The organism is Amycolatopsis heterodermiae (assembly GCF_034929455.1).
Classification (GTDB): Bacteria; Actinomycetota; Actinomycetes; order Mycobacteriales; family Pseudonocardiaceae; genus Amycolatopsis; species Amycolatopsis heterodermiae.
This window is the reverse complement of the sequence record NZ_JAYFSI010000001.1, coordinates 2,099,574-2,125,332: the sequence shown is the minus strand read 5'-3', so window position 1 is coordinate 2,125,332 and position 25,759 is coordinate 2,099,574. Positions and strand designations below refer to the sequence as shown.

Here is a 25,759-nt window from a genome sequence, read left to right as displayed (position 1 = left end):
CCTTTTTCCAGTCTGATCGATCGGCCACGAGCCGACCGAAACGGCCTCGCCTGTTCAACTGACATGCACATTGTGCACTTCTGAGGTGCCCGCCCGCCCCGCGGGTCGGATTGTCACCTGACCTTCGCAAGCGACCGCTCAGCCGGGCGGCAGAACGGCCGTCACGCTCTCCTGGATCGCCTTGAGCCGGGACCGCAGACCGGTCGAATCGGCGGTGCCCGCCTGGGACACGCCGATGCCGACGACCACCGCTCCCGAGGAGTACCAGAGGATGCCGACCCAGCTGTCGTTGCCGCGCTGGGTGTACATCAGGTCGTCCTCCGTCGGCCCGAGGCGGGTCGCGGCCAGCTTCGCGCCGGAGAGGTTCTGCCGCAGGCCGGCCGCGAGGTGTTTCGCGTCGAAGACCGACAACGTCGGGATCGCCATCATCAGGTTGCCGTCGCGGGGTTTCCCCGTGTCGGACGACGCCCGGAAGATGATCTCCTTGGCGTTGTTGTTCCGGATCTGCTTCGCGTCGGCCTCGGTGATCACCTTCGCCTCGAGCGCCTTGTCGATCGACATCGTCGAGTTGTCGGCGTTCGGCTTGCCCGGCAGCGCGGGCAGCCGCTGCTCGAGGGAGAGCGAGGGGTCGATCGCGCCGTTCGTCGCCGACGGCAGCGTCAGCGACGGCACCGGCGACGACGCCACCGGCGGCAGCGCGGTGTCGGCGGGTTCGTCGGACCGGGTGCCGAGCCAGTAGGTGCCGCCGACGACCAGTGCGAGCACCAGTACGACACCGAGGGTCAGGAACAGCCAGGTCGGCCGGCGCGACGATCCCTCGGCGTCGTCGGCTCCGAGGTGCTCCCACCGGTGCTTGCCGCGGGCGTCCGGTTCCGGTGGGTCCACCGGCGGCGCCGAGCCCGCCTCCGCCACGACGGGCGGGAACCGGCTGGGCGTGCCGGGGTGCGTGATCTGCCCGTCGACGCGCAGGTAGCGGGTCGGGACGATGTCGGCCGGGCTCGGCGCGGTGGTCATGTGGTCCGGCAGCGCCGGGATCCCGCTCGGCGGGTGCGTCTTCGCGCCCGGCGGCTGGGTGCGCATCCAGGGCCGTTCCGCGGGTGTCGGCTGCTTCGGCAGCGGACGCGGCTCCGAGACCGGTTCGGACAGCCTGCCGAACCCGGGGTTCGCGCTCTGCCAGGTGCGTTCCGTCGGACGGCGCAACGGCGACGGCACCGGTGACGGCACGGTGGAGCCGGAGGCCGCGGCGAGGAGCTCGTCCCGTTGCTTGCGGTGCGCGGACGGCTCGATCCGCCCGGCTGCCAGGTCCGCGTCGAGTCGGCGCAGATCTTCCTGCCAGCTCATGTTCGACCCCCATCCACCGTTCGGGGCATCAGTCTGGCACGGAGGGCCGACCTGCGAGATTGCGGTTTGTGGTTGATCCGCAACGTAGCGGAAGAAGCGGTCTTTGTGGAGACTCCCAGCGGGTAACCGGACGACCGGCCGCCGATTCCGGTCGTTAGCCCGAAGGTGTGACGTCCGCCGTGTCGATGAACGCCGTCCCACCCCCGGACGCCTACTGAGCAGAGCATCGGCCGGGAAGGAGGCGCCGTGATCTGGATCTGCCTGGTCGCCGTCCTCGCCGTCGTGTTCCTGGTGCGGGCGTTCCGCGTGGTGCGACGGGTCCGGCGCGGCTGACCTGTGGTTGGGTCGACCGCGTGCCCCAGCTCGTGACGCGCCGGATCACGCCGGCCGGTTTCCTGCTCGCTCTGCTGCTCTTCCTCTTCCTGCCGTGCCTGGCCGCGTCCTGCGACGCGCCGGACGGCACCCGGACCGAGGTCGGCTACTCCGGCGCCGACCTGGTCACCGGCCAGCAGAAGATCACCGGCGTCGACGGCCTCGGCCTGACCCCGGCGCAGCAGGCGGCCGTGGCGGACAAGTTCGACATGCCCGTGCTGGTGCAGGTCCTGGCGATCGTCGCCGCCGTGCTGCTGGTCCTCGGGCTCGGGACGGCGTTGCTGCGGACCCCGAAGGCCCGGGCGCTGACGGCGGTCGTCGTCTCCGGGACGGGCGCCGTGCTGCTCGTGGTGACCGAGGTGTTCGCGCTGGGCAACCTCACCGACAACGCGCGCCTGATCTCGGCCACCGTCTCGTCGCTGTCGTCGGGCCAGGGCACCAGCGTCGAGGACGAGGCCGTCGCCGCCGTCGAGCTGCGGCTCGGCTTCTGGCTGTCGGTGAGCTTGCTGCTGCTGGTCTTCCTGCTGAACGTCCTGGTCGCGCTGCGCCGCGCGCCCGTCACGGCCGACGCGGAGTGACCAGCCCGGACTCGTAGGCGAGCACGACCAGCTGGGCGCGGTCGCGGGCCCCGATCTTCGTCATGATGCGGCTGACGTGGGTGCGCGCGGTCGCCGTCGAGATCACCAGGTGGGCGGCGATCTCGTCGTTCGACATGCCGCCCGCGACCAGGCCGAGCACCTCGCGTTCGCGGTCGGTGATCTCCCGGACGGCGCTGGTGTCGATCCGCCGGTTCTCCGGGCGGCCGACGAACTCCTGGATCAGCCGTCGCGTGACGGTCGGCGCCAGCAGGGCCTCCCCGCTCGCGACGACCCGCAGCGCGCGCAGCAGCTCGACCGGCTCGGTGTCCTTGAGCAGGAACCCGCTGGCGCCCGCGCGCAACGCCTCGTAGACGTACTCGTCGATGTCGAAGGTGGTCAGCACCAGCACCTTCGTCCCGGCCAGCTCCGGGTTCGCGGAGATCCGGCGGGTGGCTTCGAGGCCGTCGACGCCGGGCATCCGGATGTCCATCACGACGATGTCGGGTTTGTGCTCGATCGCGAGCGCGACGGCCTGCTCGCCGTCGCCGGCCTCGCCGCAGACGTCGAAGCCGTCCTCGGTCTCCAGCAGCACGCGGAACCCGGCGCGGACCAGCACCTGGTCGTCGGCCAGCAGGACGCGGATCATGCTTCTCCCTCGATCGGCAGTTCGACGAACACTTCGAAGCCGGTTCCGGCCGGCTGGGCCGTGAACCGCCCGCCGAGCGCCGCCGCGCGTTCCGCCATGCCGCGCAGGCCGTGGCCCGGCGTCGGCGGGGCGGCGCCGCGGCCGTCGTCGCGCACCCGCAGCGTGAAGGCGCCCGGCCGGCGCTCGAACCGGACGTCGACGTGGCTCGCCTGGTCGGCGTGCCGCACGACGTTGGTCAGCGACTCCTGCAGGATCCGGTACCCGGCGGCGTCGACCGGGGCCGGGAGCTCGCCGGGCTCGCCCTGGACGTCGACGGTGAGCCCGGCGTCACGCGCGTGGGCCAGCAGCTCGGCGGCCTGGGCGAGGCTCGGCGCGGGCGCCTTGTCCTCCCCGGACCGCAGCACGGCCAGCGTCGCGCGCAGGTCCTTGAGGGCGGACGCGCTGGCCTCCTTGATGTTCAGCAGCGCCTCCTTCGCCTGCTCGGGCCGCCGGTCGGCGACGTGCGCGGCGACGCCGGCCTGGACGTTGATCATGGCGAGGCTGTGCGCGACGACGTCGTGCACCTCGCGGGCGATGCGCAGCCGTTCCTGTTCGGCGAGCCGGTGCCGGTGCTCGTCGGCCTGCCCGCGCCGGGCGGCGAGCGCGTCCAGCTGGTAGCGGACGGCCGTGCCGATCCCGACCACCGCCGTCAGCCAGACGACGAGGAACCCGGCGCCGAACTCCAGGGCGAACGACCCCGAGGTGACGATGTGCCCCAGGTAGAGCGCGGCCAGCGCACCGGCGCCGGTGATCCCGGCGACGAGCGGGCCGCGCTGCCGGGTGAGCACGAACAGGGCGATGGTCGGCACGACGATGACCGGCCCGCCGGGGAACCCCGAGGCGTAGTAACCGAACGCGGACGCCGTCGTGACCAGGAAGAGCGTCAGCGGGAAGCGGTGGACGAGCAGCAGCGTCAGCGTGGTGGCGACGAGCCAGGCCGCGGCGGGCGGCGTCATCTGCGACACCCCGGTCTGCCACCGCGACGCGCCGCTCGTCGCGCCGAGCACGAAGGCGGTCACGACGACCGTGCGGACGACGCGCCCCACCCACGGGGACAGGCGGGTCTGCGGCGGCCTTCTCATGCTGCGAAAACTACCGGTCGGACGGCCGGGGCGCGTCCGTCCTGAAGCGACTCCCCGCGTACGTCCGGTGTCGTAGTCAGCCGAACACGAGCGGCAGCTTGGCCGCCGTCTCCTCGTCGGCCGGGGTGTAGGTCGACACGGTGATCTCCGAGCGGCGGCCGTAGTAGAGGTAGGTGAAGTTGAAGCACAGCAACCCGGCGTCCGGGTGCAGGTACCGCTTCGTGCGGATCGGCTCGGAGTTGACGTCGTGGTGCGGCCAGAGCTCGGCGAACAGCGGCGACTCCGCCTTCAGCCGCTTGACCAGCTGCTTCCACGCGGGTTCGGCGACGTGCTCGGCCATCGCCGCGCGGAACGACGCGATGACGCGCGGGATGTTCGTGTCCCAGTCCAGCATCCGCTTGCGCCACTCCGGGTTGAGCAGGCACTGGACGAGGGTGTTGCGGTCCTCGAACGGGATCGCGTCGACGTCGCCCATCAGCCAGCTGTACGCGCGGTTGTAGCCCAGCAGGTCGCAGCGGGCGTTGCGCACCGCGACCGGGTACGGCTCGAGCTTCTTCAGCATCAGCTCCAGCTGCGGCGAGAGGACCTGGCAGTCCTTCTCGCCGTCCGGCTCCGGGGCGCCGGCCAGCCGGAAGAGGTGGGTGTGCTCGTGCGGGTCGAGGCGCAGCGTGCGCGCGATCGCCTGCAGCACCTGCTCGGACGCGTTGATGTCGCGCCCCTGCTCGAGCCACGTGTACCAGGTGACGCCGACCCCGGCGAGCTGCGCGACCTCCTCGCGGCGCAGCCCCGGCGTGCGGCGGCGGCCCATGAGCGGCAGGCCGACCTGCTCGGGCGTGATCCGCTCACGTCGGCTGCGCAGGAACCTCGCCAGCTCCTGGCGGCGGAGTTCGGATTCGACGGCAGCGGTCATGGTGCCAGGATGACACGCTCCCGAAACTGGTACCAGGTAGTGGCGGTACCCGGATAAACAACAACTGGTACCAGGTTGGATCGAGGCCGATCGTAGTACTCATGACCACGACCGAACTCGCGCCGCACACCACCGGCGTCCCCTCCCGGCCGGGACTGACCCCCGCCGGCCTGGTCACCGTGCTGCTGGGGGCGGCACTCCCGATCATCGACTTCTTCATCGTCAACGTCGCCCTCCCGACGATCGACGCCGACCTCCACGCGTCCACGGCGACGCTGGAGCTGGTCGTCGCCGCCTACGGCATCGCGTACGCGGTGCTGCTGGTGGTCGGCGGCCGCCTCGGCGACTCGTTCGGCAGGCGGCGGCTGTTCTTCGCGGGCCTCTGGCTGTTCACCCTGACGTCCCTGGCCTGCGGGATCGCCCCGACGGCGACCACGCTGGTGATCGCCCGCGCGGCGCAGGGAGCGGCGTCCGCGCTGCTGCTGCCGCAGGTGCTCTCGATCATCCAGGCGACGACGTCCGGCGAAGAGCGGTCCCGCGCGCTGGGGCTGTTCGGCGCGACGGGCGGCCTCTCGACGGTCGTCGGCCAGCTCGCCGGCGGCGCGCTGGTGGCGGCGAACCTGTTCGGCACGGGCTGGCGGCCGATCTTCCTGGTGAACGTCCCGATCGGCCTGGTCGTGCTGGTGCTGGCGCGCCGCCTGCCGGAGAGCCGCGCGCACAACCCGCTGGGCGTCGACCGGCTCGGGACGGCGCTGCTGGCCGTGACGCTGCTGTCGTTCCTGGTGCCGCTGATGGAGGGCCGCGCGCTGGGCTGGCCGGTGTGGACCATCGTGCTGCTGGCCCTGTCCCCGTTCGCCGCGGCGGCGTTCGTGCATGTCGAGCGGCGAATGGAACGACGGGGCGGGACGCCGCTGCTCCCGCCGTCGGTGATGCGCCTGCCGAGTGTCCGCCGCGGCCTGACGGTGGGAGTCCCGTTCTTCGGCGCGTTCGGCGCGTTCATGTTCGTGTTCGCGATGACGCTGCAGGAGGGCCTGCACTTCGGGCCGCTGGGCGCGGGCGCCGTGCTGACGCCGATGGCGGTCGTGTACTTCGTCGTGTCGATGCTGAGCAGCCGCCTGGTGACGCGCTACGGCCAGAAGGTCGTCGCGGCCGGCGGCCTGATCACGGCGGTCGGCATGGTGACGCTGCTGTGCACGTCGCTGGCGCAGTGGCCGAACCTGACCATCCTCGACCTCGCGCCGTCGATGGTGGCGATCGGTGTCGGCAACGCGCTGGCGATGACGACCTTGTTCCGGATCGTGCTGTCCCACGTGCCGACGGACCTGGCCGGTGTGGGCTCCGGCGTGATGACGACGACCCAGCAGACGTCGCTGGCGCTGGGCGTGGCCGTGCTGGGGAGCCTGTACGCCGCGCTGTCGGTGCCGGGCGCGATGGGCGTGCGTGACGCGTTCGCGCTGGTCATCGGCCTGGTGGCGGTGCTGGCGGCGGTGGTCGCGATCACCGCGCGGCGGCTGCCGGACCCGCGGGTCTGAGACCGGCGCAAATTCACCCGTCGGAAAAGTGCGCTCCCGAGCGACGATGAGGGTGTGACGGAACCTCGGGTACGACCGGACCCGGCCTTCGCGCTGCTCGGGCTCTACGAGACCGCGCTGCCGGAGGTCTACGGGTACCTGCTGTCCCGGTGCGGCGACCGCACGCTCGCCGAGGAACTGACGTCCGAGACGTTCCTCGGCGCGGTCGCCGCCTGTCGCAAGGAGTACGCGCCGCCGGTGAGCACCGGGTGGCTGATCGGCGTCGCCCGGCACAAGCTCGCCGACCACTGGCGGCGCCGGGAACGTGAGGAACGCGGGTTGCGGCTGGTCGCCGACACCGCTGCCAGTGACCAGGGCGTCGTGGACCCGTGGGACGAACGGCTCGACGCCCTGCGCGCGAGACAGGTGCTCGAATCCCTCGGGCCGCACCACCAGGCGGCGCTGACCCTGCGCTACGTCGACGGCCTCGGGGTGCCCGAGGTCGCCGGCCACCTGGGTCGCAGCGTGCACGCCACCGAAGCGCTGCTCACGCGGGCCCGCGCCGCGTTCCGGCGGGCCTACCAGGAGAAGGAGGGTCGCGATGCCTGAGCCGTTCGACGCGCTCCGCCGTCCCTCCGAGCGGGTCGACCCCGACCCGGACTTCGCCGCCGAACTGCGCGACAACCTGCGTCGCGCGATCCTGAACGGAGCCGACATGACCACCACCGAAGCACCGGCGACGAACGCCGAACTGCGTTCGCTGGCCCCCTACCTGGCCGTCTCGGACGCCCGCGCCGCGCTCGACTTCTACGTCGACGTCTTCGGCGCGACCCGGCGCGGCGAACCGATCGTGATGGACGACGGCCGCATCGGGCACGCCGAACTGGCCATCGGCGACGCCGTGCTGATGCTCGCCGAGGAGTACCCCGAGATCGGGCACGTCGCGCACGAGGGTGGCGCGTCGGTGCGCGTCGAGGTGCCGGATGCGGACGTCAGCGTGACCCGGGCCCTGGAACTGGGCGCAACGCTGATCCGCGCGGTGAGCGACTCGCCGTACGGCCGCGGCGGCTCGTTCCGCGACCCGTTCGGCCAGCGCTGGCTGGTGTCGCAAGCCGTGGCGAAGCCCGAGCCACAGCCGAAGCCGGGCGAGTCGATGTACTTCACGTTCCAGGTCCCGGACGCGGAGCCGGCGAAGACGTTCTACGGCGCGGTGCTGGGCTGGCAGTTCACCCCGGGTTCGGTCGAGGGGGCCTGGGGCATCGAAGGCGACGGCCGCCCGGGCGGCCTGTGGGGTGGCCCGGGCCGTCAGGTCGGCTGGAAGCTGATGTTCGCGGTCGACGACCTCGACGCCGCCCGTGCGCGCGTGCGTGAGCAGGGCGGCCAGGCGGGCGAGGTCGAGGACCACCCGTACGGCTTCACGGCGGACTGCACCGACAACCAGGGCATCGAGTTCTGGCTCTGGCAGCAGCCGAACTAGCGGCCCGCGGCGTAGCCCTGCATGCCGCGGGCGTTGGCCGCCGCGTGGAGCAGGCCGTCCGAACGAGAGACCGCCGACAGGCGGCCCAGGGCCCAGTCGCCCGCGTCCACCAGCTCGTGGCCGCGGGCGCGCAGGCCGTCCAATGTGGACGCTCCGAGACGGGACTCCACCACCAGCTCGCGCGGGTTCCAGGAGCGCGGGTAGAACGAGCTGGGGAAGGCCGTCGTGTGCCAGGCCGGGGCGTCGATCGACTCCTGGAGGTTCAGGTCGCCGTAGACGTGGGCGAGCCAGAAGCACAGCTGCCACTGGTCCTGCTGGTCGCCGCCCGGGGTGCCGAAGGCCAGGGCCGGGACGCCGTCGCGCAGGGCCAGGGACGGTGACAGCGTGATGCGCGGGCGCTTGCGCGGGGCCAGGGAGTTCGGGAGGCCCTGCTCCAGCCAGAACATCTGCCCGCGCGAATCCAGGCAGAAGCCCAGCGACGGGATCGCCGGGCTCGACTGCAGCCAGCCGCCGGACGGGGTCAGCGACACCAGGTTGCCCGCCGCGTCGACGACGTCCAGGTGGACCGTGTCGCCGCGGGTCTCGCCCTGGGGGCCGACCGTCGGCTCGCCCGTCGCGCCGCCTTCGGCCTTCACTCCTCGCAGCGAGTCCAGGATCGCCGGGAGGCGCGCGGGTCCACGGGCGTCCCCGGGTCGAAGCGCAGGGGACGCCTCGTCGGTGATCAGCGCACGCCGGGAATCCGTGTAGGAGGCGGAAAGCAGCACGTCCAGCGGGACGTCCGTGTCGCCGTACCAGGCCTCGCGGTCCGCGAAGGCGAGCTTCGCCGCTTCGACGGCCAGGTGCACGGTGCGCTCGGACGCCACGCCGTCCACAAAGGACAGCTCGTCGCGGAAGCCGTGCATCAGCAGCGCCTGCTGCAACAGCGCCGGGCCCTGCGTCCAGCCGCCCATCTTCACCAGGCGCCAGTCGTCGACGTCCACGAACGCCGGGTCCTCGTACGACGCCGACCACGACGCCAGGTCGTCGCCGGTGAGCAGGCCCGCGTGGTCGCGGCCGGAGTCGTCGCGGAACGCCTGACGGCTGAACGCGTCGATCTCTTCGGCGACAAAACCCTGTGACCAGGCACGACGGCCCGCGTCGATCTGCGCCTCGCGACCGGAGACGGCCTCGGCCTCGCGCAGCAAACGCTCCCAGGTGTCCGCCAGCGCCGGGTTCCGGTGCCGGCCGGCCGCCGGTTTGCCGTCCGGCAGCCACAGCTGCGCCGACGTCGGCCAGTGCTCGACGAACAGCCGCTCGACGGCGCGGATCGTGTCCCCGACCCGCGGGACCAGCGGGACGCCGTTGCGCGCGTAGCCGATCGCGTACGACAGCACCGTGCGAAGCGGCTTCGTGCCGTAGTCACGCAGCAGGAGGAGCCAGGCGTCCCAGGCGCCCGGGACGGTCGCCGGGAGCAGGCCGCTGCCTGGGATCAGGTCCAGGCCCAGCGAGGCGAAATGCGACGGCGTGGCCCCCGCGGGCGACGGGCCTTGACCGGCCAGCGCCCGCGGGGTCGGGTCGTCCGCTGTCACGAAGAGGCCGGGTACCTGGCCCGCCGGCCCGCAGAGGTGCGGCTCGGCGACCTGCAGGACGAACCCGGCGGCGACCGCCGCGTCGAACGCGTTGCCGCCGTCTTCCAGCACCGCCATGCCGGTGGCCGAAGCCAGCCAGTGGGTCGATGCCACCATCCCGAAGGTGCCGGCCAGCTCGGGCCTAGTCGTGAACATGCCCCGATAGTACGCACTGCTAACGAATTACCAAGAGGACGGACGACGCCGCTCCGGCTCGTACGGCTGCGTGATGATCTCCATCCCGTTGCCGCCGGGATCGAGGAAGTAGACGCCACGGCCGCCGTGGTTGTGGTTGATTTCGCCGACCTGCTTCCCCTGCGGATCGGAGTGGTAGGTCACGCCGGTTTCGACGAGCCGCGCGAAGAGGGCGTCGAAATCGTCCTCGGGAACCAGGAAACAGTAGTGCTGCAGGCGAAGGTCCTGCTCGGGGATGGTCGCGAAGTCCAGGCGGACGCCGTTGCGGACCTCGACCGGGACGAACGGGCCCCATTCCTCCCCGACCTCGAGGCCGAGCAGGTTCGCCAGGAATTCGGCGGATTCCCGGTTGTTCCGGGACGGGACGATCAGATGGTTCAGTTCAACGGAAACGGATACTGACACGGTTGAAATGCCTCCGGGGCACTCCCGCCACCTCCATGCCTCACCCAGCCGGTGACCGACACGCGATGCCGTGCCGACGATCTTAACCAGCGAGACGCCCTCAGGCGACCTTGATTCGCGCCGCCGCCCGCGGCCGCCCGACACCCTGCCAGGACAGCCCGGCCTCGACGATCACCCGCGGGTCCAGCAGGTTCCGCGTGTCGACGACGTCGATGCCGTCCATCAGCTCGGCCATCGCGGTCCAGTCGAGGCGCTTGAACTCGTCCCATTCGGTCAGCACGACGACCACGTCGGCGTCCTTCGCGACCTGGTAGGCGTCGTCGACCACGGTCATCCCGGGCAGCTCGCTGTCGACCGCCGGGTCGTAGGCGACCAGCTCGGCGCCGAGCGCGCACAGCACCGAGGACACGGCGAGCGCGGGCGAGTCGCGCAGGTCGTTCGTGCCCGCCTTGAAGGCCAGGCCCAGGACGCCGATCCGGGCGCCGGCCAGCGTGCCGCCGACCGCGCCGGCGATCTTCGCGACGATCCGGTCGCGCTGGGCGATGTTCTCGTCGATGGCCGAGGTCAGCATCTTGAAGTCGTAGTTCACCGACTCCGCGACCTTGACCAGCGCGCTCGTGTCCTTCGGCAGGCACGAGCCGCCCCAGCCCGGGCCGGGCTTGAGGAACGTCCGCCCGATCCGCCGGTCGTAGCCCATGCCTTCGGTGACGAGGTTGATGTCCGCACCCAGCCGTTCGCACAGCTCGGCGATCGAGTTGACGTAGGACAGCTTGAGCGCGAGGTAGCAGTTCGCGGCGTACTTCACGAGCTCCGCGCTCGCCGCGTCGGAGACGACGACCGGGGCCGCGAGGTCCGCGTACAGCTCGCCGACCCAGCGCGCGGCCGCGAGGTCGTCCGAGCCGACGACGATCCGGTCCGGACCCAGGAAATCGGCGACCGCGGTGCCCTCGCGCAGGAATTCGGGGTTCGACACCACCGGGACGTCGGTGCGGCCGAGCATCTCCTCGATCCGCTTCGACGTGCCGACCGGCACGGTCGACTTGGTGACGAGCGCGCAGCCGGCGGGCAGGACGTCGCCGATCTCGGCGGCCACCGCCTCGACCGCGCGCAGGTCCGCGGAGCCGCCGGCCCCCATCGGCGTCGGCACACAAAGGAACACAGCGGCCGCGTCGCGGACCGCGTCCCGGGCGCCGACGACGAACTGGAGGCGCCCGGCCGCGACACCGCGGCCGACCAGATCCGCCAGCCCCGGTTCGAGGATGTCCACGCGCCCGGCCCGCAGTCTCGACACCTTCGCGCGGTCGACGTCCACGCAGGTGACGTAATGACCGAGACTGGCCAGGCAAGCGCCCGTGGTCAGTCCGACGTAACCCGTTCCCACCACCACGATCCGAGCAGGCGTCATGCTGCTGAAGGTGACAGCCGGAGTTGACCACCGCGCTAACGGAACCGGTCGCCCTCGGGAGCGGTGAGCGAAGACACGAACCCCGCCGATGCGAACGAGCGTTAACCTTGGGCGAATCGAAGGACGAAGGGACCGCATACATGCAGATCACGGACACGGCCGCACTCGTCACCGGGGGCGCGTCCGGCCTCGGCGGGGCGACGGCGAAGGCCCTCGCGGCCAAGGGCGCGCGGGTGTTCGCGCTCGACCTGGCGCCGTCGATCGAGAAGGCCGAGCAGGTCGACGGCATCACCTACGTCGAGGCCGACGTCACCGACGTCGAGCAGGTCGAGGCCGCCGTCGCGACCGCGGCCGGGTCGGGTGTGCCGCTGCGGACCGTGGTGAACTGCGCCGGCATCGGGCCGTCCGCGCGGATCCTGTCCAAGAAGGGCCGCCACGACCTCGCGCTCTACGCGAAGGTCGTCCAGATCAACCTGATCGGCTCGTTCAACGTGCTGACGATCGCCGCCGAGGCGATCGCGCAGACCGAGCCGCTCGACGAGGGCGCCCGCGGGGTCATCGTGAACACCGCGTCCATCGCCGCCTTCGACGGCCAGATCGGGCAGGTCGCCTACTCGTCGTCCAAGGGCGGGATCGTCGGCATGACGCTGCCCGCGGCCCGCGACCTGGCCTCGCACGGCATCCGCGTGCTGACCATCGCACCCGGCATCGTCGACACCCCGATGCTCGCCACGGTCAGCGACGACTTCCGCGCGTCGCTCGCCGCCGGCGTCCCGTTCCCGAAGCGCCTCGCGCGCCCGGACGAGTACGCGCAGCTCGCGCTGTCGCTGATCGACCACGACTACCTGAACGGCGAGGTCGTCCGCATGGACGGCTCGCTCCGCATGGCCCCGCGCTGACCCCAAGGGCGGCACTTTCACGTGAAAGTGCCGCCCCCAGGTGGGCACTTTCACGTGAAAGTGCCGCTTTGGTCAGCGGGTGAGACGGACCTCCAGGCCAACTCCTGCTTGGGTGACGGAACAGCCGCCGAACTCGCTCTCCGCGGCCAGCGCCTCGAACTGCGCCGGGGTGAACGCGCGGCGCCGCAGCCAGCCGAGCGTCTGGCGCACGGTGAAGCCGCTGATCGCGCCCACGTTCATGCCGTCGACCTCACGGTTGATGTCCGCGGCGGTGGCCTCGTGGTTGAGGTCGTGGATCACCGCGAACCCGCCCGGCCGCAGCACCCGGCGCATCTCGTTCAACGCCGTCACCGGCTGCCGGAAGTTCTTGAACGCGGCCTGGCAGACCAGCAGGTCGAACGACTCGTCGGCGAACGGCGCCGTCGTGACGTCCCCCTGCCGGAAGTCGACGGCCATCCCGGCGCGCGCGGCCTCCTCGAGCGCGATCTCGACCATCGTGTGGCTGATGTCGAGGCCGGTGACGCGGTAGCCGAGCTTCGCCAGTTCGACGGCGAAGAAGCCGGGGCCGGGCGCCACCTCCAGGATCTCGGCGCCGGCCGCCAGCCCGGCCGTGACCTCGGCCGCCTGCCGCCGGTACTGCTTCAGCTGGGCGTCGGTCCCCCGGTTCTTCGCGTACCAGCGGGCCTGGAAGCCCTCCATCTCGGGCACTTTGTGCTTGCGGGTCGTCTCCATGGATCTCTCCTCTTCGGGTTCAGCCGAACCGGAGAGCCGCCCGGTTATCCTTGCCGGTGCCACCTCGTGGCCGGGCGTGCTCGGTTCGGGGTCGAGGACCCCGGGCGGTGTGCCAGCACCTCCCGGGGTCCGTGCTATTCCTCTTTCTCCACGAGCTCCCCCAGGTCAGCGGGAAGTTCGCCGGTCTCGTAGAAGCGCCGCCAGGCGTCGATGCCGGGCAGGGCGCCGCCGGTCAGGTCGGCCAGGAAGGCCCGCGTCCAGTCCACCTCGGCGAGCGTCATGGCCAGGTTGTACTCGACCTCGACCAGGAACAGCCGGGGCATCATCGGGCGCAGCTGCTCGAGCGTCGCCCGCTGTGCCTCGACGTGGTCGTCGAGCTGCGTGATCCGCTGCCGCAGCAGGCTGATCGTCTGGTCCGGGCCGAGCACGCCCAGCATCGACAGGCCGGACTGGAACCGCGGGGGCTCCTGCTCGACCGTGCCGACGAGCTCGCGGACCCAGTCCTCGAACTCCGCGCGCCCGGCGTCGGTGAGGCCGTAGACGGTCCGCTCGGGCCGCCCGCCGTCCTTGACGCTCTCGACGGTCTCGAGGAAGCCGTGTTTCTCCAGGTTCGCGACGACCGTGTAGAGCGAGCCCCACTTGATCGGCATATCGGCTTCCTTGCCGCGGTGCTTCAGCACGGCCGCCATCTCGTACGGGTGCATCGGGCGTTCGAGCACGACGGACAGCACGGCCAGCCCGAGCATGTTGCCGACCTTCCGCCGCTTCATGCTGCCTTCCTCGTCAACGAATACTCGTGGACGAGTATACGCAAGACGTGCCAGCAGGCAAGTGTCTTAGTCGACGAAATAATCAGATGTCGAACATGAACGGGATCTCGGCCTGGGCGCGCTCGCTGATCCACTCGCGCAGGGCCCGGGTCGCGAGGACGTCGTCCTCGTTGTAGCGCAGGAGCCGCTCGCGCTGGCCGTCGTCCGGCACCTCGCCGTCCATGCCGACGGCGTCGCGGTACCAGCGCATCGACGCCTCGCCGCCCGCCTCCGGGTCGCGCCAGGAGAACCCGGCGGCCGGCGCGATCACCTTCAGGCCCTTGCCCTGGGAGCACAGGAACTGGTCGGTGACGCTGCGGAAGAGGTCGACCCACTCCTCGGAGTCCACAAAGGACTGGACTTCCTTCTTCGCAGGAATGCCCGGGTGGTCGCCGAAGCGCTCGACCGAGCCGAAGAGCCAGCGGTTCTCGGCGAGCGCGTTGTAGCAGTAGGCGCGGAACGTCAGCCCCGCCGCTTCGGTGCGCTCGCGGACGTCGGTCAGCCAGGCCCAGAACTCGGCGAACGAGCGGGCTTCGTCACCGGTCGGCAGCGGGTCCCACGTCGCGAACGCGCGGTAGCCCGGCTCGAGGCCGATGTCGGCGCCGGTGAGCAGGCAGCCCCAGAGGTACGCGCCGGCGTCGCCGAAGCTCTCCATGTCGACGTCGACCTCGACGTCGCCGCGGGGCACGTCGACCCGGTCGACGCGGCGGACGAGCGTGAGGCCGGCCAGCCAGGCGCGGGCGAGCACCACGGCGTCCGGGAACGTCACGCCGGTCCAGTTGATCACCGGCGCTTCGCCCGCCGGGTCGAGCGCGGCCAGGTTGTCCACAGTGGACACGCCGGCCCGGCGCAGCTCCATCGCGTCCTCGCCGCGCACCACGAGGCTGACGTCCCGGGTCTCGGTCAGCAGCGCCTCGCACGTCGGCCACCACGGGCAGCGACGGCACTCCAGCACCCGCGACGGCTCGGCCAGCGGCTGTTCGCCGTTCGCGGCGGCGTTGGCGATGGCGAGCCGGTCGGCGAACCGGGCCTGGTACTCGGTGATCGCGCTGCGCCCGTTCGGCCAGGTGCCCGCGGTGAGGTCGTGCCAGACGACGACGTCGGCGTCGAGGCCGATCACGCCGCCGAGGACGAGGCTTTCGTCGGCCTGCCCGAGCGTCTGCAGCATCCGGCGGATGTGCACGAGCCGGAGCTGGTCCCGCGGCTGCGAGCGCACCTTGCGGCTGCCGTCGGACGCGCGGTGGGCCGGGTCGAGGTCGGTCATCTCCGTGACGATCGCGCCGGTGCCGCGGTCGGTGATGCGGTGGCGCACCACGAGCACCGGGGTGTACCCGCGTTCGGTGCGGACGAGCAGGTCGATGCCGCCACGCCGGTGCCCGGCCGGGTCGACCGGCAGCAGCGCGCCCCAGATGTAGCGCGCCCCGGCGGCGAAGGCCTGCTCGGTGCGTTCGACGCGCTCGCCCGCCGAAAGGTCGCGGTCGATCTTCACCCACTGCTCGGGACCGCCGGACGCGGCCATCAGCCGCTGCACGATGTCCTCGCGATGGGCGGTGGCGTCGGCGATCCGCTGCTGGGCCGTCGGATCCGGCGGGGGCAGCGGGACCTCACGCATCGAGGGATCGTGTTCGAGGTGGACACGCCGGCGGCAGCGGCTGACCGCGCCCGCGTCGAGTACCACCTCGCCCTTCATGGAGATCACTCTAGAGGCCACCGCCGAGCCGCCATGCCCGCCACGGGCAAGACCAGTAAGTTCGACCTCGACACGTCGCAGGAGGTGCCATGGCGCGCAAGGCCAAGGTCGAGGGTGAAGGCCGATTCACCCCCAAGAAGGCGAAGAACGCGGTCGCGGTGGCCAAGGTGCTCGGGCCGGTCGTGATCCCCGTAGTCGCGCCGTACGCCGTGCGCGCGGCGGGCGCCGCCCGGGAGGTGTACGACCGCTACCAGGCTCGCAAGCTCGGCGTCGCGGTCGACCAGCTCGGCAACTACACCGGCCGCGGCGCGGCCCTGCACGCCCGGATCGCGGGCATCGCCGAGGGCTGCCGGGATCTGCAGAAGTCCGAAAAGGCCACCCCCGCGGACGTCGAGTTCGCGAAGGACTCGCTCGGGACGCTGGAACAGCTGTCGGCCACGGTCCGCGCGGCCGAGCGGATGCCGGCGGCGCGCCGCAAGGCGGCGCACCGCGCGGTGGCCGGCGAGCTGGAACGGTTGGAGGGCCAGCTGCTGCACCGCCTCGGCATCTAGCCCTCAGCGCATCCCGACCTGCTGGCTCTCGGGCTCGATCAGCGCGACCTGCCGCTCCTGCTCGCGCGGGTACGGGCCGCCGGTGTACTTCTTCGAGATCTCGTCGATGATGGCCCAGCCGGCGTCGCCGTCGACCCATTCGACGACCCTGCCGCGCAGGATCACCGGCTGGAACGGGTTGTCCGCGGGCGTCAGGGAGATGGCGACCCGCGGGTCGTGGCGCAGGTTGCGCGCCTTGCGGGAGTCCGGGCCGGTGAAGACGGCGATGTGGTCGCCGTGGGTGCCGATCCAGAGCGGGACGGCGTGCGGGCCGCCGTCGGGCAGCACGGTGGCGAGGTGGGCGATCGGGGTGCCGGCGAGGATTTCGCGGACGTCGTCGTTGATCATGGTGCTGGGCTCCTTCAGTTTTCGACTGCGTAGTGAAGATGGGTGACGCCGGGCGCCGGGACAACTTCCAGGAGGCGCAACCCCACGTGCGCGGGCAGCGCCTGGAAGAACGGACGGCCGCCGCCGAGCAGGATCGGCACCTGGTGCAGGACGACTTCGTCGACCAGACCCGCTTTGAGCGCTTCGGTCAGGACACCGCCGCCCATCAGGCCGACGTCCTTGGTGCCCGCGAGTTCGCGGGCTGCCGCGATCGCGTCCTCGACGCCGGTGGTGACGAGGGTCTGCCGGGCGGTCAGTTCGGGCGCCGGGCGGTGGCTGAGCAGGACGAGCGGGGCGCTCGGGTGCGGGCTGCCGCCGCCGAAGTGCTCGGAGTCCTCGTAGGTGTTCCGGCCCGCGACGATCGCGCCCACGCGCCCGGCGGCGGCGTCGAAGACCCGGGCACTGGGCTCGCTCAGCTTGAAGCCGTCGAACACCGCGCTGGGCGTGTCCCCGCCGAAGTACCAGTCGAAGAGCATCCCGCCGTCGCCGAGCCCGTGACCGGGGCGCGGCCCGGTGCCGGTGATGTACCCGTCGACCGACACCGCGTGAGCGCCGAAGACCTTGCCCATCTCGTCATCCTCCCAGAGTTCCTTCAAGAGACTCCAGAACCGTAGCAGTCAGAGTTCCCTAAGGGAACCCCAAGGCGTAGACTGGGGTCATGCAGCGCACGAACTTCGGCGGGATGGCGTGCTCGATCGCGCGCACGCTCGACGTCATCGGAGAGCCCTGGTCACCGCTGATCCTGCGGGACGTCTGGGTCGGCTTCACCCGGTTCGAGCAACTCCAGGCGGACCTCGGCATCTCGCGCAAGGTCCTGACCGAGCGGCTCAACCACCTCGTCGAGCACGACGTGCTCGAGCGGCGGCCCTACGACCAGCGGCCGCGCTACGAGTACGTCCTGACCGAGCGGGGCACCGACCTCGTCGACCTGCTCATGGTGATGGCCGGCTGGGGTGACAAGTGGCTCGCCGGCGAGGACGGGCCGCCGGTGGTCTACCGGCACCACGCGTGCGGCGAGATCAGCGCGGCCGGCGTGCGGTGCACCCACTGCGGCGAGCCGATGCACGCCCGCGACGTCGACCCGCTGCCCGGTCCCGGCGCGGCCGCCTGAGACGGCGAAACGGCCGGGCAGCGTGCGCCGCCCGGCCGTTTCCCGTGGTGGAGGGTTACTTCACGAAGCCCTTCTTGACCATCCAGTCGTGGGCCACCTTGCCCGCGTCCTGGCCGTCGACGTCGACCTGCTTGCAGAGCTGGACCATCTGCTCGTTGTCGATCGCCGCGCTGATCTTCTCCAGCGGACCGCGGATGTCCGGGTGCGCCTTGAGGAAGTCCGTGCGCAGCGTCGCGACCGCGTTGTACTGCGGGAACGCCTTCTTGTCGTCCTCGAGCACCCGCAGGTTCAGCCCGGAGATCCGGCCGTCGGTGGTGAACACCTCGCCGACCGGGCACGTGCCGCCCGCGACCGCCGAGTAGATCGTGCCGATGCCGAAGTTCTCGATCTTCGGGCTCTGGAAGCCGTAGGCCTTCACCGCGGCCGGGAACCCGTCCTGGCGGCTGGTGAACTCCGTCTCCAGGCAGAACACGTTCTGGTCCGGCTTCTGCTTGAGGAACGCCGCGAGGTCCGACGTCGTCTTCAGGTTGTTCTTCGCGCCGTACGCCTCGGTGACGGCGAAGGCGTACTGGTCGTTGAGCGGCGAGTAGTTCAGCCAGCTGACGCCGAACTTCTCTTCGTCCGCCTTGGCCGTGGCGTCGTACTGGGCCTTCTCACCGCCGGGCACCGGGAGCTCGTTGCCCTGGTAGTTGATCCAGCCCGTGCCGGTGTACTCCCACGTGACGTCCGTCTGCCCGGACAGCAGCGCCTGCCGCGACGAGTTGGACCCCTTGATGTCCGACAGGTCGACGACGTCCGCGCCGGACGCGGTCAGGGCCATCTCGGCCATGTACGCCAGGATGATGTTCTCGGTGAAGTCCTTCGACCCCACCGTGACCTTCAGCCCCTGCAGCGACGGGATCGGCTGGATCGTGCCCGGCTGGATGTCGTAGGGCACCGCCTGGTTGACGGTCAGCCCGCACGCCGAGAGCGACGCGCCCAGCACCGCCGCGCCGAGGACCGCCGTAAAACGCCGGAGTTTCATCGCAGCCCCTTCGGTCCGAAGAACTGTTCGGCGACCGCGCCGAGCCAGTCGACCAGCAGCGCGAGCGCCACGGCCAGCACCGAACCGGTGACCAGCACCGAGGTCAGGTTCAGCTTGTACCCGGTGTCGATGAGCAGCCCGAACCCGCCGGCGTTGACGAACATGCCGAATGTCGCGGTGCCGACCGCCAGCACCAGGGAGGTGCGGAGACCGGCCAGGATCAGCGGGACGGCCAGCGGCAGCTCGACGCGGAACAGCACCGCGGTCGCCGACATCCCGATGCCGCGGCCCGCGTCGATCAGCGACTCGTCGACCTGCTGGATGCCGACCATCGTGTTCCGCAGCACCGGCAGCAGCGAGTAGAAGGCCAGCGGCAGCGCCGCCACCCACAGCCCGCCGGTCGCGCCGGTGACGATGAACCACAGCACCAGCACGCCGAGCGCGGGCGCGGCCTGGCCGATGTTCGCGATCGCCAGGAAGATCGGCGCGAGGAAGCGCGCCCACGGCCGCGTCACGATCACCCCGAGCGGCACCGCGACCAGAACGACGATCGCGGTCACCACCAGGGTCATCAGCACGTGGTCACCCAGGGCCGTGAACAGCGACGTCGCGTTGAGCGTCTCCTTCTCGGTCGCGTTCAGGCCGCTGGAGAACACCCAGATCAGCGTCACGGCGACGATCAGCAGGACGACCGCGGGCTGTGCGAACAGCCGGACGCGTTCCGCGCGCTTGGAGCCGGATTCGGTGGAAAAGCCGGTATCGACGGCAGCCGTCATGCGGACACCTCCTCACCGTTCGTGTGCTCTTCGCGCAGCTGCTGGATGGTCGCGATCACGGTGTCCAGCTGGATGGTGCCCGCGTACTCGCCGCGCGCGCCGGTCACCGGCACCGAACCGCCCTCGGCGAGCATCGCCTCGAGCGCGTCCTGCAGCGTGGACTGCAGGCTGACGATGTCGCGCAGCGGCCGGCCGGCGGTCGCCAGCGACGACCCCGCCGTCAGCTCGCGCGCGTGCGCCCAGCGGATCGGCCGCTTGCGCTGGTCGAGGACCAGAGCGAAGTGCTTGCGCTGGTCTTCGAGCTTCTTGCGGACCTCGGCCGGGTCGTCGTCGACCGTCGCGGTCAGCGCGTCCTGCTGGAGTTCGACGTCGCGGACCCGCAGCAGGGTCAGCTGCTTCAGGGACGCGCCGGCGCCGACGAAGCCGGCGACCGTGTCGTTGGCCGGGTTCGCCAGGATCGCTTCGGGGGTGTCGTACTGCAGGATCGACGACTGGTTGCCCAGCACGGCGATCTTGTCTCCGAGCTTCACGGCCTCGTCGAAGTCGTGCGTGACGAAGACGATGGTCTTCTTCAGCTCCGTCTGCAGCCGCAGGAGCTCGTCCTGCAGGTTGCCGCGGGTGATCGGGTCGACCGCGCCGAACGGCTCGTCCATCAGCAGCACCGGCGGGTCCGCGGCCAGCGCGCGGGCGACGCCGACCCGCTGCTGCTGGCCACCGGAGAGCTGCCGCGGGAAGCGGTCGCGGAAGTCCGACGGGTCGAGGCCGACCAGGTCCATCATCTCCTCGACCCGGTCGCCGACCTTCTTCTTGTCCCAGCCGAGCAGGCCCGGCACCACCCCGATGTTCTGCGCCACGGTGAAGTGCGGGAACAGCCCGGCCTGCTGGATCGCGTAGCCGATCCGGCGGCGCAGGGTGTCGACGTCCAGCTTGAGCGCGTCGTCGCCGCCGATGGTGATCCGGCCGGACGTCGGCTCGATCAGCCGGTTGATCATCCGCATCGTGGTGGTCTTGCCGCAGCCGGACGGACCGACGAAGACGACGATCTTCCCGGCGGGCACGACCATCGAGAAGTCCTCGACGGCCGCTTCGCGGGTGCCGGCGTACTTCTTGGTGACGTGCTCCAGTTCGATCTCGACGCCGGAGACTCCGTTTTCCTCTGTCACAGCGTTCTCAGCCACGGACACCCCTCGAGATGGTGAAGCGCTTGATCAGGACGTAGACGCCGTCGAGGATCAGGGCGAGGATGACCACCCCGACCGTGCCGGTGACGGCTTGGTTCAGGGAGTTCGTGCTCCCCGCGTTAGTGAGACCGGAGAAGACCTCGGCGCCGAGGCCGGGGCCCTTCGCGTAGGCGGAGATCACCGCGATACCCATCAGCATCTGCGTGGAGACCCGCATCCCGGTGAGGATCGCCGGCCAGGCCAGCCGCAGCTCGACGCGGGTGAGCACGCCGAAGCGGCTCATCCCGATGCCGCGCGCGGCGTCCGTGATCGCCGGGTCGACGCCGTCGAGCCCCACGATGGTGTTCCGGACGATCGGCAGGAGGCCGTAGAGCACCAGCGCGATGACGGCGGTCGTCGGACCGAGCCCGGAGATCGGGATCAGCAGCCCCAGGAGGGCGAACGACGGCACCGTCAGGATCGTGCTGGCCAGCGCGGTGGCGAGCGCCGAACCGATCGGGCTGCGGTAGACCGCCACCCCGATCAGCACGCCGAGCACCGCCGCCAGGATCGTGCACTGCACCACCAGGCTGGTGTGCAGATAGGCCTCCAGCCACAACTTGCTCGCCCGGTCCGAGATGTACTCGAAGAGATTCATCCGTGTCCGCACTCCCGCCCGCGTCCGTGAGGCTTCACCCGAACGGGCTAGCTCCTGACCGACGGCTCAGTACCCACCGTGCGCCGAAGCCAAACCCCCGTTCCCGGCCTCATTGATTCCGACACCGTTCCGTATCCGAGCGTGATCGGCAACAAAAAGGCTGAACCGATCCCGTCAGGGAACCGTGAACTTCGTGTGTGCTCAGTTGACGGGATCACCGGATCACCCGTCGGGGCGTCACTTAGGCTGCTCGGCATGAGCACTCCAGGACGGCGTCCCGCCGTGCTGGGTGCTACTCGCGGGGGGTTGCTCGGCGTGAGCGCGGGAGCGCTCACCGTCACCGCGCACCAGCTCGCCGACGGCGGGCTGCCGGACCCGGCGATGACCGTGCTGCTCAGCGCGCTGTTCGGCTGGACGGCGACCGCGCTGGCCCGCAAGGCGCGCGGCCCGGTCGCCACGATCACGCTTCTGGGTGCCGCCCAGCTGGTGATGCACCTGCTGCTCACGACGCTCGCCGGGCACCACGACATGTACGCCATGCCGGGCACCGAAAGCCTGGGCATGGTCACCGCGCACGCCGTCGCGACCGTGCTCACCGCGCTCCTGCTCTCCCGCGCGGACGAGACGCTGCTCTCCCTGCTCGCCGCGTTGCGCGCGATCCTGCCGCGGCTGCTCAGCCCGCTGCCCGTGCCGGTCGCGCCCGCCTCCCTCGTCCCGGCCCGCACCGCGGCGCCGAGCCACCTCGTCGGCGTCGACCTGCGCCGGATCCGCGGGCGGCGCGGCCCGCCCGTCCACTCCTGACCTGCACTTTTCCCCCTTCACGGCCCGGTCCCCGAACCGCGCCGTCCCCTTTTTGAGTTCATCAGGAGTGAACCCATGTCCCAGCACGTCTTCAAGCGCGCCGGTTTCCTCGCCGCCACCATCGGTGTCGCCGGCCTCCTCGGCACCGGCGTCGCCTCCGCGCACGTCACGGCCAACGTCTACGGCGCCCAGCCCACCAAGGGCGGCTACGCGGCGATCGTGTTCCGCGTGCCGAGTGAAGAGCCGACGACCATGACGACCAAGGTCGCCGTCGACTTCAAGGCCGACTACGGCATCGGCAGCGTGCGGACCAAGCCGGTCCCCGGCTGGACCGCGCAGGTGACCAAGTCGAAGCTGCCGACGCCGATCACCAAGGACAACGGCACGCAGATCACCGAGGCCGTCACCGCGGTGACGTGGACCGCGGCGGCGGGCAGCGAGCTCAAGTCGACGGACTACCAGGAGTTCGAGGTCAGCTTCGGCCCGCTGCCGTCGAACGTGGACGAGGTCGAGTTCCCGGCCCACCAGACCTACAGTGACGGCAAGGTCGTCGACTGGAACCAGGCGACCCCGGCGGGTGGCGAGGAGCCGGAGCACCCGGCGCCGGTCGTCAAGCTGGCCGCGAAGGCCGCGGAGGGCGACGACCACGCCGCCATGGGTGCCAACACGGCGGCGACCACCGGCGAGCACACCGAGGCCGCGGCGGCGACGTCGGACAGCACGGCGCGCTGGCTCGGCGGTGCCGGGCTGCTCGTCGGCGCGATCGGCGTCGGCGTCGGTGCCGGCGCGACCATCCGCGCCCGCAAGGCCACGGCGAAGTCTGGAGGCGCCAGCTAAATGCGAAAGGCGCTCGTCGCGCTGGCGTTGACGGTGGTGGCCGTGCTCGGCACGGCCACCCCGGCGCTCGCGCACAACGTGCTGATCTCGGCCGACCCGGCGAACGGCTCGTCCGTCGCGGCCGGGCCGCAGAAGGTCAGCTTGACGTTCGACCAGTACGTGCAGGGCGCGGACGTCAACCAGATCGCGGTGACCGGACCCGGCGGCGGCCAGTGGGCCGAGGGGCCGATCAGCGTGGTCGACAACGTCATCAGCGCGCCGCTGCGGCCGCTCGGACCGGCCGGGAAGTACACCATCGGCTACCGGGTGCTCTCCGCCGACGGCCACCCCGTGACGGGTGAGCTCAGCTTCACCCTCACCACCGCGGGCTCCGGCACGCCGGCGACCGTGGACGCGGCGAAGTCACCTGGCGGCTCCACCGCGCAGGCGACGTCGCAGTCGTCCTCGACCGGGGTGCCGATCTGGGTGTGGATCGCCGGTGCGGTCGTCCTGCTGGCGATCGGGCTGACCGTCGCCCTGCGCGCGGGCGGCTCGTCGGAAGGCGCGGAAGCCAAGCCGGTCGAGGAAAAGAAGTAAGCCGATGACGCAGGCCGAGACCACCACCACGAAGCCCCGCTACGCGACGCTGCTCTGCGTCGTGACGGCGGGGCTGCTCGGCGCCCTCATCGGCGTCGCGCTCACCGCCACCACCCCGGTCCCCGGTGTGGTGCAGCCCGCCGCGGTGGTCTCGGCCGGCATCCCGATCGTCCGGGTCCTGCTCGACCTGGCCGCGGTCACCACGATCGGCCTGTCCCTGCTCTCGGTCCTGGTCGGCTACGACCGGCCGAAGCTCACCGAGCCGATCATGCGGCTGGCCCGCCCGGCCGGCGTCGCGGCCGCGCTCGTCTGGGCCACGACGTCGGTCGTCGCGCTGGTCCTGCAGACCGCGGAGTACAAGCCGGGTTCGTCGACGCTCTCGGCGGCCGACATCGGCGACTACATCGCGAACGTCGGCGCCGGGAAGGCGCTCGTCATCGTCGCCGCGCTGTCGCTGGCGCACGCCGGGATCGGCGCGCTCGCCCTGCGGTTCGGCGAAAAGGTCCCGGCCGAGGTCCGCGTCGGGCTCGGGCTGTTCGCGCTCCTGCCGCTGCCGGTCACCGGCCACGCGTCGAACTGGAGCTACCACGACTACACGATGATCTCGATGGAGCTGCACGTCATGAGCGCCGTCGCCTGGACCGGCGGCCTCGGCGCGATGACCGTGCTCCTGGTGGCGAACCGGACGCTGCTCGCGCACGCGATGCCCCGGTTCTCGAAGCTCGCGACGCTCTGCCTGGTCATCTCCGCGGCGACCGGGCTGTTCAACGGCCTGATCGAGATCTCGCTGAACCCGACCATCAGCTTCTGGGCGGCGATCTTCACCACGCCGTACGGGCAGCTGCTCATCCTCAAGCTCGTCTGCACCGGCGCCATCGCACTGCTCGGCGCGAACCTCCGCTGGCGGCTGATGCCGCAGATCGTCCGGCACAACCGCACGGCGCTCGCGTCGTGGGCGACGCTCGAACTGACCGTCATGGGATTGGCGTTCGGATTCGCCGTCGTGCTGACGCGGGCGCCGGTCGTCGCCTCCTGATCGCCCGTCCACGCAGGTAGAACCGGGTGTGGAGTCACGGCGTGTAGCTGCAACTTGCGCATTGGAATGACCGGGCATCCATTGGAGGTGACCGGTCGGGCAGAACTTTCTACCCAGAGCAGGCCCCATTCCTGAAGCGGCGAACGGTCTTTTGCAGGGGTCGAATGCACGTGCAGATTGTGGCGCCGGTCACACGAAGTGACAGTTCCGGCTCAGCGGTAACGCGTCCACCGAGCGTCCGTTCGGCCGTTCCGGAGGTCGTCCAGACGGCGGAACAGCTCCGGCCGCACCTGGGGCCGGCTGCGCAGGATCGGCAGCACGCTGGTCGTCAGCTTCAGTTCACGGATCCCCCGGAGCACCGCGAAACCGGGCCAGGACGTCACGTCGAAGCCGTACGCCGCGGCGAACCTCCGGTACTGCACCGGCGGGTCCCCGAACCGCTCACGGCCGACGGCGAGCGGCGTCAGGTCCCATTCCGGCGGGCCGACGCACGAGGAGTCGAAGTCGCAGAGCACCGGGCCGTCCGGGCCGGGGATGACGTTGCCGGGGTACGCGTCGCCGTGGACCAGCCCCCGGGGCAGCGGGAACTCCAGTTCGGACAGTGCGGCCTCGAGCTCGGCGCAGCGCTCCAGGAGGAACGCGCGGTCCTCGGCGCTGATCTCCTCGGCGTCGGACACCCGGGCCCGCACCGCGGCGAACGGTGCCCACTCGGCCAGGCCGTCCGGCGCGGGGAGCGCGTGCACCTGGCGCAGCAGCCGGGCCAGGTCGGCGGTCGTCGCCGGACGGCCGATGGTCGGTACCTGGTGCCAGACGGTCACGAGGTGCTCGCCGACCGCCATCGGCTGCTCCACGCCGCCGAGCAGCCGGATCGCCGGGACGCCGTGCTCCTCGAAGTGGCGGGCGACGCGAACCACGGTCCCGACGCGGTGCCGGAGCCGGGTCGAGCCGACGATCCGGACCACGACCGGGGCCGTGACCAGCGCGTACACCGCGTTGTTGGTGAAGCGCAGCAACCGCGCGCCTGCCGGGTCGAGGTCGAGCAGCGCGCAGGTCTCGGCCAGCACGCCACGCAGCTTCCCGGGGGTGAACCGTCCGTCCAAGACGG

At 71.2% G+C, this 25,759-nt stretch carries 28 protein-coding genes; 11 read left to right on the top strand and 17 right to left on the bottom strand.

Features of this window, described 5'->3' with window-relative positions; genetic code table 11:
• Positions 1-138 precede the first annotated feature (138 nt).
• The gene (locus tag VA596_RS10420; RefSeq protein ID WP_323325460.1) at positions 139-1,341 is read right to left on the bottom strand and encodes a hypothetical protein; all 1,203 of its coding nucleotides are present in this window, start codon (positions 1,339-1,341) and stop codon (positions 139-141) included.
• Positions 1,342-1,694: 353 nt separating this feature from the next.
• Between VA596_RS10420 and VA596_RS10415 the strand changes: the two genes are divergently transcribed.
• Positions 1,695-2,291 (top strand): hypothetical protein, encoded by a 597-nt coding sequence (locus tag VA596_RS10415; protein WP_323325458.1) that lies wholly within the window; start codon positions 1,695-1,697, stop codon positions 2,289-2,291.
• Here the strand turns inward: VA596_RS10415 and VA596_RS10410 are convergent.
• From VA596_RS10410 to VA596_RS10400, 3 genes are all read right to left on the bottom strand, one after another.
• Positions 2,272-2,937 carry a response regulator transcription factor gene (locus tag VA596_RS10410; protein ID WP_323325457.1) on the bottom strand — a complete coding sequence of 222 codons (666 nt, stop codon included), beginning with the start codon at positions 2,935-2,937 and terminating at the stop codon, positions 2,272-2,274. The genes VA596_RS10415 and VA596_RS10410 overlap by 20 nt on opposite strands.
• On the bottom strand, positions 2,934-4,058 hold the full coding sequence (locus tag VA596_RS10405; RefSeq protein ID WP_323325456.1) for a sensor histidine kinase: 1,125 nt from the start codon (positions 4,056-4,058) through the stop codon (positions 2,934-2,936). The genes VA596_RS10410 and VA596_RS10405 overlap by 4 nt, the downstream gene beginning before the upstream one ends.
• Before the next feature lie 76 nt (positions 4,059-4,134).
• Entirely contained in the window at positions 4,135-4,968 is an 834-nt protein-coding gene (locus VA596_RS10400) for a helix-turn-helix transcriptional regulator (protein ID WP_323325455.1), read from the bottom strand.
• Between the two features lie 101 nt (positions 4,969-5,069).
• Between VA596_RS10400 and VA596_RS10395 the strand changes: the two genes are divergently transcribed.
• The 3 genes from VA596_RS10395 to VA596_RS10385 are packed head-to-tail and all read left to right on the top strand — an operon-like array spanning position 5,070 to position 7,956.
• Positions 5,070-6,500, top strand: a complete 1,431-nt coding sequence (locus VA596_RS10395) for an MFS transporter (protein WP_323325454.1) — start codon at positions 5,070-5,072, stop codon at positions 6,498-6,500.
• Between the two features lie 54 nt (positions 6,501-6,554).
• On the top strand, positions 6,555-7,088 hold the full coding sequence (locus tag VA596_RS10390) for an RNA polymerase sigma factor (protein ID WP_323325452.1): 534 nt from the start codon (positions 6,555-6,557) through the stop codon (positions 7,086-7,088).
• Positions 7,081-7,956 carry a VOC family protein gene (locus VA596_RS10385; RefSeq protein ID WP_323325450.1) on the top strand — a complete coding sequence of 292 codons (876 nt, stop codon included), beginning with the start codon at positions 7,081-7,083 and terminating at the stop codon, positions 7,954-7,956. Before VA596_RS10390 ends, VA596_RS10385 begins: the two co-directional genes overlap by 8 nt.
• Here the strand turns inward: VA596_RS10385 and VA596_RS10380 are convergent.
• The 3 genes from VA596_RS10380 to VA596_RS10370 form a co-directional block, all read right to left on the bottom strand.
• Positions 7,953-9,719 (bottom strand): gamma-glutamyltransferase family protein, encoded by a 1,767-nt coding sequence (locus VA596_RS10380; RefSeq protein WP_323325448.1) that lies wholly within the window; start codon positions 9,717-9,719, stop codon positions 7,953-7,955. The genes VA596_RS10385 and VA596_RS10380 overlap by 4 nt on opposite strands.
• A gap of 27 nt (positions 9,720-9,746) precedes the next feature.
• On the bottom strand, positions 9,747-10,163 hold the full coding sequence (locus VA596_RS10375; protein ID WP_323325446.1) for a VOC family protein: 417 nt from the start codon (positions 10,161-10,163) through the stop codon (positions 9,747-9,749).
• A gap of 100 nt (positions 10,164-10,263) precedes the next feature.
• Positions 10,264-11,568: a UDP-glucose dehydrogenase family protein gene (locus VA596_RS10370; protein WP_323325445.1), complete on the bottom strand. Its 1,305-nt coding sequence runs from the start codon at positions 11,566-11,568 to the stop codon at positions 10,264-10,266.
• Positions 11,569-11,708: 140 nt separating this feature from the next.
• On the opposite strand from VA596_RS10370, the gene VA596_RS10365 reads away from it, so the two are divergent.
• Positions 11,709-12,467 carry an SDR family NAD(P)-dependent oxidoreductase gene (locus VA596_RS10365; protein WP_323325443.1) on the top strand — a complete coding sequence of 253 codons (759 nt, stop codon included), beginning with the start codon at positions 11,709-11,711 and terminating at the stop codon, positions 12,465-12,467.
• Between the two features lie 72 nt (positions 12,468-12,539).
• On the opposite strand, the gene VA596_RS10360 is transcribed toward VA596_RS10365, so the two are convergent.
• From VA596_RS10360 to VA596_RS10350, 3 genes are all read right to left on the bottom strand, one after another.
• Positions 12,540-13,199 carry a class I SAM-dependent methyltransferase gene (locus VA596_RS10360; RefSeq protein WP_323325442.1) on the bottom strand — a complete coding sequence of 220 codons (660 nt, stop codon included), beginning with the start codon at positions 13,197-13,199 and terminating at the stop codon, positions 12,540-12,542.
• Positions 13,200-13,333: 134 nt separating this feature from the next.
• Complete coding sequence (locus tag VA596_RS10355) at positions 13,334-13,969, bottom strand: PadR family transcriptional regulator (protein ID WP_323325440.1); 636 nt, start codon at positions 13,967-13,969, stop codon at positions 13,334-13,336.
• A gap of 82 nt (positions 13,970-14,051) precedes the next feature.
• Positions 14,052-15,698: a TM0106 family RecB-like putative nuclease gene (locus tag VA596_RS10350; protein ID WP_323325439.1), complete on the bottom strand. Its 1,647-nt coding sequence runs from the start codon at positions 15,696-15,698 to the stop codon at positions 14,052-14,054.
• Between the two features lie 89 nt (positions 15,699-15,787).
• On the opposite strand from VA596_RS10350, the gene VA596_RS10345 reads away from it, so the two are divergent.
• Positions 15,788-16,249: a DUF6474 family protein gene (locus tag VA596_RS10345; RefSeq protein WP_323325437.1), complete on the top strand. Its 462-nt coding sequence runs from the start codon at positions 15,788-15,790 to the stop codon at positions 16,247-16,249.
• A gap of 3 nt (positions 16,250-16,252) precedes the next feature.
• Here VA596_RS10345 and VA596_RS10340 read toward each other — a convergent pair whose 3' ends face one another.
• Together VA596_RS10340 and VA596_RS10335 are read right to left on the bottom strand one after the other, a co-directional pair.
• Positions 16,253-16,636: a PPOX class F420-dependent oxidoreductase gene (locus tag VA596_RS10340; RefSeq protein WP_323325435.1), complete on the bottom strand. Its 384-nt coding sequence runs from the start codon at positions 16,634-16,636 to the stop codon at positions 16,253-16,255.
• Positions 16,637-16,650: 14 nt separating this feature from the next.
• Positions 16,651-17,244 carry a dihydrofolate reductase family protein gene (locus VA596_RS10335; RefSeq protein WP_323325764.1) on the bottom strand — a complete coding sequence of 198 codons (594 nt, stop codon included), beginning with the start codon at positions 17,242-17,244 and terminating at the stop codon, positions 16,651-16,653.
• A gap of 89 nt (positions 17,245-17,333) precedes the next feature.
• On the opposite strand from VA596_RS10335, the gene VA596_RS10330 reads away from it, so the two are divergent.
• Entirely contained in the window at positions 17,334-17,786 is a 453-nt protein-coding gene (locus tag VA596_RS10330; RefSeq protein WP_323325433.1) for a winged helix-turn-helix transcriptional regulator, read from the top strand.
• A 55-nt stretch (positions 17,787-17,841) separates the two neighbouring features.
• Here the strand turns inward: VA596_RS10330 and VA596_RS10325 are convergent, their stop codons facing one another.
• The 4 genes from VA596_RS10325 to VA596_RS10310 are packed head-to-tail and all read right to left on the bottom strand — an operon-like array spanning position 17,842 to position 21,404.
• Complete coding sequence (locus VA596_RS10325; protein WP_323325431.1) at positions 17,842-18,810, bottom strand: glycine betaine ABC transporter substrate-binding protein; 969 nt, start codon at positions 18,808-18,810, stop codon at positions 17,842-17,844.
• A complete protein-coding gene (locus VA596_RS10320; protein WP_323325429.1) occupies positions 18,807-19,586 on the bottom strand; it encodes an ABC transporter permease in 780 nt (259 codons plus the stop codon). The genes VA596_RS10325 and VA596_RS10320 overlap by 4 nt, the downstream gene beginning before the upstream one ends.
• Positions 19,583-20,770, bottom strand: a complete 1,188-nt coding sequence (locus VA596_RS10315; RefSeq protein ID WP_323325428.1) for an ABC transporter ATP-binding protein — start codon at positions 20,768-20,770, stop codon at positions 19,583-19,585. Before VA596_RS10315 ends, VA596_RS10320 begins: the two co-directional genes overlap by 4 nt.
• Positions 20,757-21,404 (bottom strand): ABC transporter permease, encoded by a 648-nt coding sequence (locus tag VA596_RS10310; RefSeq protein WP_247059756.1) that lies wholly within the window; start codon positions 21,402-21,404, stop codon positions 20,757-20,759. The genes VA596_RS10315 and VA596_RS10310 overlap by 14 nt, the downstream gene beginning before the upstream one ends.
• A 306-nt stretch (positions 21,405-21,710) precedes the next feature.
• Here VA596_RS10310 and VA596_RS10305 point away from each other — a divergent pair, with 306 nt between their 5' ends.
• From VA596_RS10305 to VA596_RS10290, 4 genes are all read left to right on the top strand, one after another.
• Entirely contained in the window at positions 21,711-22,205 is a 495-nt protein-coding gene (locus VA596_RS10305) for a hypothetical protein (RefSeq protein WP_323325762.1), read from the top strand.
• A 75-nt stretch (positions 22,206-22,280) separates the two neighbouring features.
• Positions 22,281-23,042 carry a YcnI family copper-binding membrane protein gene (locus tag VA596_RS10300; RefSeq protein ID WP_323325426.1) on the top strand — a complete coding sequence of 254 codons (762 nt, stop codon included), beginning with the start codon at positions 22,281-22,283 and terminating at the stop codon, positions 23,040-23,042.
• Positions 23,043-23,618: a copper resistance CopC family protein gene (locus VA596_RS10295; RefSeq protein ID WP_323325425.1), complete on the top strand. Its 576-nt coding sequence runs from the start codon at positions 23,043-23,045 to the stop codon at positions 23,616-23,618.
• 4 nt (positions 23,619-23,622) lie between these two features.
• Positions 23,623-24,654, top strand: coding sequence for a copper resistance D family protein (locus VA596_RS10290; RefSeq protein ID WP_323325423.1), 1,032 nt, complete (start codon positions 23,623-23,625; stop codon positions 24,652-24,654).
• Positions 24,655-24,866: 212 nt separating this feature from the next.
• Here VA596_RS10290 and VA596_RS10285 read toward each other — a convergent pair whose 3' ends face one another.
• Positions 24,867-25,754 (bottom strand): phosphotransferase family protein, encoded by an 888-nt coding sequence (locus VA596_RS10285; RefSeq protein WP_323325422.1) that lies wholly within the window; start codon positions 25,752-25,754, stop codon positions 24,867-24,869.
• Between the last annotated feature and the right edge of the window lie 5 nt (positions 25,755-25,759).